Source organism: Chromohalobacter sp. 48-RD10, from assembly GCF_029889785.1.
GTDB lineage: Bacteria > Pseudomonadota > Gammaproteobacteria > Pseudomonadales > Halomonadaceae > Chromohalobacter.
Genome location: NZ_JARANX010000154.1, coordinates 1 through 1132, shown reverse-complemented (window position 1 = coordinate 1132; position 1132 = coordinate 1). Strand labels below are relative to the sequence as shown.

The following is a 1132-nucleotide window of genomic DNA, read 5'->3' as shown; positions in this document are numbered from 1 at the left end:
CATCAATAACGGCAAAGGCCCCGGCGGCGGCAGTTCGAGCGGTAGAAAATTCGTCAGAATCACCAGCAAGCCAGCCTGTCCCAGCAGGCCCAATAGCGCGCCCACCACCGCAGCCGCCAATGCCAGCCAGGCGAGCTGCAGGGCAAACAATGTCACCAGTTGTCGCTGCGAGGCGCCGAAACAGCGCAGCAACGCCGCCGTATCCAAATGGCGATCGACATAACGACGCGTGGCCATGGCCACCGCTACCCCGGCCAGCAATACCGCCGCCAGCCCCGACAGACTCAGGTAGCGCTGGGCACGATCCAGCGCACCGCCCAACCGAGGACGATCCTCGCGCACGTCGCGCACCTCGACGCCGTTATCGCGCAGTCTCTCCAGACGCGACTGCACGCGCGCCACGGCGTCGGGCGGCCCTTGGGCCAACAGCTCGTATTCGAGCCGCGAGCCAGGCTGCACCAGGTCAGTCGCCGCCAGATCGTCGCGATGCATCATCACGCGCGGATTGAAGGCCGAAAATCCGGCGCTCTGATCCGGCTCGCGCTCGATCAGGCCGCTCACGGTGAGCGTGCTGTCGCCTATCGCGAGCGCGTCCCCGATGTCGAGTTCCATCAGCCGCGCCAGACGCGGCGCCACCCACACGCTGCCGGGTGCAGGGCCGTGAGTCAGCGTCTCGAGCCCCTCGCCACGCTCGACGCGCACTTGCCCATATAACGGATAATCCGCGTCAACGACCTTGAGACTGGCCGGTTGGAAGGCATCGTCGCGACTGACCATCGAGATCAGATCGACCTGCTGCGAGAGCGTCAGCCCGGCATCGCGCAGCGTCTGGCGCAGTTCCTCGGAAAAGGGATCGCTCTGCTCGAGCACCAGGTCGCCGCCCATCAGTTGCCCGGCCTGTCGGGTCAGCCCTCGGTCGAGACGGTCCAGGAAGAAGCCGATCATCGTCGAGGCCGCCACTGCCAACGCCAGAGCCACGAACAGCGCCCGTACATCGGCGGCACGAAGATCACGCCACAGTCCCTTGAGCGATAGCGAGAGCGCCTTCACGAGGCCACCTCGTCGTGACTCATGGTCTGCAGGCGCCCTTCGTCAAGGCGCAGGCAACGCCCGCAGCGGCGTGCCAGAGCAT

1 protein-coding gene is annotated in these 1132 nt (G+C 66.2%); it reads right to left on the bottom strand.

What is annotated here, in order from left to right; all coding sequences use genetic code 11:
• A partial coding sequence (locus OP496_RS17890; protein ID WP_348522025.1) for an FtsX-like permease family protein occupies positions 1–1050 on the bottom strand: 1050 nt, incomplete at its 3' end.
• Between the last annotated feature and the right edge of the window lie 82 nt (positions 1051–1132).